4 protein-coding genes are annotated in these 5,722 nt (G+C 65.9%); 1 reads left to right on the forward strand and 3 read right to left on the reverse strand.

Translation table 11 applies throughout. From position 1 onward, the window contains the following. Positions 1 to 18: 18 nt before the first annotated feature. The 3 genes from P2Q66_RS17325 to P2Q66_RS17335 all read right to left on the reverse strand — a co-directional run bounded on the left by P2Q66_RS17325 (position 19) and on the right by P2Q66_RS17335 (position 4,315). The gene (locus tag P2Q66_RS17325) at positions 19 to 1,572 is read right to left on the reverse strand and encodes an aldehyde dehydrogenase family protein (protein WP_220272986.1); all 1,554 of its coding nucleotides are present in this window, start codon (positions 1,570 to 1,572) and stop codon (positions 19 to 21) included. 31 nt (positions 1,573 to 1,603) lie between these two features. Then, entirely contained in the window at positions 1,604 to 3,316 is a 1,713-nt protein-coding gene (gene betA, locus P2Q66_RS17330; protein WP_275730143.1) for a choline dehydrogenase, read from the reverse strand. A gap of 414 nt (positions 3,317 to 3,730) precedes the next feature. Beyond that, positions 3,731 to 4,315 carry a TetR/AcrR family transcriptional regulator gene (locus P2Q66_RS17335; RefSeq protein ID WP_079596944.1) on the reverse strand — a complete coding sequence of 195 codons (585 nt, stop codon included), beginning with the start codon at positions 4,313 to 4,315 and terminating at the stop codon, positions 3,731 to 3,733. 261 nt (positions 4,316 to 4,576) lie between these two features. Here P2Q66_RS17335 and P2Q66_RS17340 point away from each other — a divergent pair. Continuing rightward, positions 4,577 to 5,722, forward strand: a 1,146-nt coding sequence (locus P2Q66_RS17340; protein ID WP_275730145.1) for an ABC transporter substrate-binding protein, incomplete at its 3' end; no start/stop codon positions are given.

The raw sequence follows: 5,722 nt of genomic DNA on the forward strand, positions 1-5,722 counted from the left end.
GTCCCCCAAATGCTGGTGCTAGCCGGCGGCCCCCACCCCGGCGTCATCGGCAGGTGAGCCAAACCAGCCGCTGGGCGCGGGCTGGATGTTCTGCCAGATATGTTTTGCCTCGCGGTATTCGTTGAGGCCGGCGCTGCCAAGTTCACGGCCGATGCCGGACTTCCCAAAACCGCCCCACTCCGCCTGCGGGACGTACGGGTGGTAATCATTGATCCATACTGTTCCGTGCCGCAGGGCTCCCGCAACGCGCTGTGCTTTCGACGCGTCGGACGTCCACACCGCACCCGCCAGGCCGTACTCGGTGTCGTTGGCGATGGCAACGGCCTCCTCCTCGGTCCGGAACGTCTCGATGGTCAGCACCGGGCCGAATGACTCTTCCCGCAGCACACTCATGCCGGAGCGGCAGTTGCCAAGCACCGTGGGCGGGTAGAAGAAACCGTCCGCAAGGGGCCCGTCGTCGGGAATGTAGCCGCCGCACAAAAGCTCCGCGCCCTCCGCGATGCCGGCCTGGACGTAAGCGTGGACCTGGTCGCGGTGCCTGGCCGAAATCAGCGGACCCGTTTCCGCGTTGGGGTCGAAAGGTCCGCCCATCCGGATCTTCTGGGCGCGTTCCACCACCTCGGCCACGAAGCGCTCCGCAATGGTCTCCTCGACCACGAGGCGCGCCCCTGCCGAGCAAACCTGGCCGGAGTGCAGGAACACGGCGGTCAGGGCATTGTCGACGGCGGCGTCCCAGTCGGCGTCAGCGAAGACGACATTGGGGTTCTTCCCGCCGAGCTCGAAGGCGACCCGCTTCACGGTCTCCGCGGCCGCCGCCATGATGGTCTGGCCCGTGGCCAGGCTCCCGGTCAGGGAGACGAGGTCCACGCGCGGGTCGGAGCTGAGGAGCGGGCCCACCCGCGACCCGGATCCCGTGACCAGGTTCGCGACACCGGCCGGAACACCGGCCTCTGCCAGGGTCTCCATGAGCAGGACGGACGTGGACGGTGTGAGCTCGCTGGGCTTGAGGACGAAGGAATTTCCCGCAACGAGTGCCGGCGCCACTTTCCAGGCCGCCTGCAGGAGCGGGTAGTTCCAGGGCGCGATGAGGGCACAGACGCCGAGCGGTTCGTAGACCACGCGGCTGATGGCGTTCGGCCGCCCCGTATCGATGACCCGGCCGGCATCGAGGCCCGCTATCTTGCCGTAGTAACGGAAGCAGGAGGCAATGTCGTCAATGTCGTATTCAGCCTCCACGAGGCGCTTGCCTGTGTCCAGTGCTTCGGCCCGGGCGTACGCTGCCTTGTCCCGCTCGAGCAGCGCGGCGACGCGAAGCAGGACCTCGCCGCGTTCAATGTCGGTCAGCCGGCGCCACGCACCGCCGTCGAACGCTGCCCGGGCACTGGCGATTGCCCGCTCCGCGTCCTCTACGGTGGATGAGGCGACTACCGCCACTTCCTGCCCGTCCGCCGGGCAGCGCACAACGGTTGTCCCGCCGTCGGACGCCTGGTGCCAGGCACCGTCAATGTACAAGCCCTTGATGGCGTCCTGCGCTTGTCCGGCGTCGCGGACCTGCTCAGCGGTGGCGGTCATCGTTTCTCCTTTTCGAGTCCATCAATCATGCCTATGCCTTTGCCGCAGGGGCAGCCCCAGTGCTTGCGCCGTTACGCTCCAGCGGGCTGATGCCGTGCCGGTAGAACTCGGCATGCTGCGGCGCCAGCGGGGCCTTCCCGGCGATCAGGTCGGCTGCCTTCTCGGCGAGCATCATGACGGGGGCGTAGATGTTGCCGTTGGTCACGTACGGCATGGCCGAGGCGTCCACAACCCGGAGGCCCTGTGTTCCGTGGACGGACATGTCGAGCGGGTTCACCACTGCCATCGGATCGGACTCCGGCCCCATCTTGGCCGTGCAGGAGGGGTGCAGGGCGGTTTCCGCGTCGCGGGCCACCCAGTCCAGGATCTCGGCGTCGGTCTGCACGGAACGGCCGGGTGAGAGCTCGCCGCCGTTGAAGGGCCCCATGGCGGACTGGCCCAGGATGTCGCGGGCCACGTGGACGGCCTCGACCCATTCACGGCGGTCCTGGTCCGTGGAGAGGTAGTTGAACACCATGGATGGATGCACCGTGGGGTCGGTGGACTTGATCTTGAGGGTGCCACGGGCGTCGGAGTACATGGGCCCGATGTGCACCTGGTAGCCGTGCTTGGCATCCGCCTTCTGGCCGTCGTAGCGGACGGCAACCGGGAGGAAGTGGAACATCAGGTTCGGGTACGCGACGTCCTCGTTGGAGCGGACGAAGCCGCCGCCTTCGAAGTGGTTAGTAGCGGCCGGGCCCTTGCGGCCGAAGAGCCACTGCATGCCGATCCACGGCATGCGCCAGACGTCCAGGGCCGGCTGCATGGACACCGGCTGGGTGCAGGCGTGCTGGATGTAGACCTCCAGGTGGTCCTGCAGGTTCTCGCCGACGCCGGGAAGGTTGACCACGGGGTTGATGCCCAGGGAGTTCAGGTGCCCAGCTTCGCCCACGCCGGAGAGCTGCAGCAGCTGCGGGGTGTTGATGGCGCCGCCGGACAGGATGACCTCGCCGGCGTTGACCACGTGGGTCTGGCCGTTGCGGCGGTAGGTGACGCCGGTGGCCACCGTGCCCTTGAAGTTGACTTTGGTGACCATCGCCCGGGTCAGGACGGTGAGGTTCGGACGGCGTGTATTGGGGCGGATGTGGGCCCGGGAGGCGGAGAGGCGCTGGCCCTTGTGGACGTTGCGGTCGAAGGCCGCAAAGCCTTCCTGGCGGTAGCCGTTGACGTCGTCGGTCAGGGGGTAGCCGGCTTCCTGGGCGGCTTTGAAGAACGCCTGGAAGAGCGGGTTGGTGGCCGGTCCGCGTTCCAGGACCAGCGGACCGTCGTGGCCGCGCAGTTCGTCATCCGGGTCCGCTGCCAGGGCGTTTTCCATTTTGTTGAAGTAGGGCAGGCAGTGCGCGAAATCCCAGGTATCCATGCCGGCGTCGGCGCCCCAGCGCTCGTAGTCGAGGGGATTGCCGCGCTGGAAGATCATGCCGTTGATGGAGCTGGAGCCGCCCAGGACCTTGCCGCGGGCGTGTGCTACGCGGCGGCCGCCCATGAAGGGTTCCGGGTCGGATTCGTAGCGCCAGTCATACAGCGGGTTGCCGCTGGGAAAGGTCAGCGCGGCAGGCATCTGGATGAACAGGTCCCAGGGGTAGTCGCTGCGTCCGGCCTCAAGAACCAGGACGCTGCTGTTGCCCCCTTCGCTCAAGCGGTTGGCGAGCACGGAACCCGCGCTTCCGCCGCCGACGATGACATAGTCGTAGTGGGTTTTTGTCATGCTGGAAACTCTCTTTCTACCTGGTGCAGGCCAGCCGCTGAGGGCTGGTGGTCCTTCTTCCGGAAGCCGGCAATACACGGCGATGCCCCGGAAAAGCGTTGGAAATCCCTGAAGTGGTGGATGCGGACCGCTGATGAATCAGCGCTGAATCAACGCGGTGCCGGAAATCCATGAGCTGTGGTGTAGGTCATACTCATGCACAGTAATCCACATTGAACAAGTGTTCAATAGTCCGACTGGACAAACGTTCAAGATTTAACGCCGATGAAACATCGCGGGGTGAAATGAAGGCGAAAGGCCGCGCCTGGACATCGAATATGACGGGCGGCTGTCATGAACGCGGAACCGCAGCGGCAGGGCGCAGCGATGGAAGTGCGGACGGCTTCGATCCGCGAAAGGGGGTAAAGCGGGCCGCTAAGCGGCGAAGGCGATTTCTTCGGTCCGGGCGATGCTCCGGCGGATGGAATCCTTGTCAACGCCAAGGAGCGCGGTGAGCCACATCCCGTTTTGCACCACGACGATGTCTGCGGCCCGCTCCCTGCATTCGTCATTGGAAAGCCCGGGCCTGGCATTGCCGATCAACGTCGCGAGCCCCTGGAGGTAGCGCTCAAACGCTGCCGCGTTGATGGCTGCGAAGTCTTCATGGGCCTGTGCCAGCGCCCATAAATGGAGCCGCAGGGACAGATATTGTGTGGTCAGCAACTCCGGGCCCGCGACGCGCTGGAGGGCCTTCTTCAGCTGCTCGTCCGGCGGCGAGTCGGGGTCGGGCGTGACCAGCATCAGGTCATGCTGGTCGATCCGGTGCAGGGCCGCGCGGATCAGGCTCGACTTGTCTTCGTAGTAGTAGTTCACCAGCCCGAGGGCGACGCCCGCTTCCCGGGCCACCGCGCGCATATTGACGCCTGAGATGCCGTGGCGTGACAGCAGGGCCAGTGCCGCTTCGAGAATGCGGGACTGCCTGTCAACCTGTTCGCCGGAGTTCACGGTGCTGGTATCCACTTGGCCAGACTATGGGCAATACCGTGGCGGCGCATCCCGCAGCGGGGTCGGAACGGCATCAGCGGCATCTCAACCTCGAGGCGACGCCCACCCATCAGCCAACAGACCGAAAAAAGACGCTCCGCGACGTTTCTTGACGCGCCGCTACGCCGCGTTGAGCGTTCGCGTCGCCCCGTGAACCCCTGCTACACGAATGATTGTGGCGCTGCCGGCCGCTCCGTAATCTCAACTCAGCATCCGCCCCAGCAAAGGAATTTCCCGATGACTACTCCCCAGGACAAGAGTCCGCAGAACCAGGAAAGCTCCACCCGCATTGTTGCCGGCCAGTCGGCACCCAAGCGTCCCCTCGGCCTGAAGATCGGCATCGCCGCCGGCATCCTGGCCCTCATCGGCGGCGGTGCCGCCGTCGCCTCCGCGGTGAACAGCAACAACAGCACCGCGGCAGCGGAGCAGAGCGCGCCGGCCGGCAACCCCGCCGCCGAGCTGAAGCTGGGCTACTTCGGCAACGTCACCCACGCCCCGGCCCTGGTGGGCGTCAGCCAGGGCTACATTGCCGGAGAACTTGGCGAAACGAAGCTCAGCACGCAGGTGTTCAACGCCGGCCCGGCCGCCATCGAGGCACTGAATGCCGGTGCCATCGACGCAACCTACATCGGCCCGAACCCGGCCATCAACTCCTACGTCAAGAGCGCCGGCGAATCGGTGCACATCATTGCCGGCGCCGCGGCTGGTGGCGCCCAGCTTGTGGTCAAGCCCGAGATCAACTCGCCCGCAGACCTGGCGGGCAAGACCCTCGCCTCCCCCCAGCTGGGCGGCACCCAGGACGTTGCGCTCCGCGCGTGGCTGGCATCCCAGGGCTACAAGACCAATGTGGACGGCAGCGGCGACGTGGCCATCAACCCCACCGAAAACGCCCAGACCCTGAAACTGTTCCAGGACGGAAAGCTCGACGGCGCGTGGCTGCCTGAGCCCTGGGCCTCGCGTCTTGTGCTGACCGCCGGCGCCAAGGTCCTGGTGGACGAAAAGGACCTGTGGGACGGCTCGCTGTCCGGCAAGCCCGGCGAGTTCCCCACCACCATCCTGATCGTGAACCAGAAGTTCGCCGCCGAACACCCGGACACCGTCAAAGCCCTCCTCAAAGGCCATGTGAAGTCGGTCGAGTGGCTGAACAAGGCTGCCGACGCTGAAAAGGCCAGCGTCATCAACGCGGCGCTGAAGGAAGCGGCCGGCGCCGAGCTGAAGGCGGACGTGATCGACCGCTCCCTGAAGAACATCGTGTTCACCGTGGACCCGCTGGCCGGAACCTACGAAAAGCTCCTGGCCGACGGCGTCGCCGCAGGAACCACCAAGCAGGCCGACATCAAAGGGATCTTCGACCTCACCGCACTCAACGGCGTAACGGGTGAG

Origin of the sequence: Arthrobacter sp. Cr_A7 (genome assembly GCF_029222765.1) — a bacterium.
GTDB lineage: Bacteria > Actinomycetota > Actinomycetes > Actinomycetales > Micrococcaceae > Arthrobacter.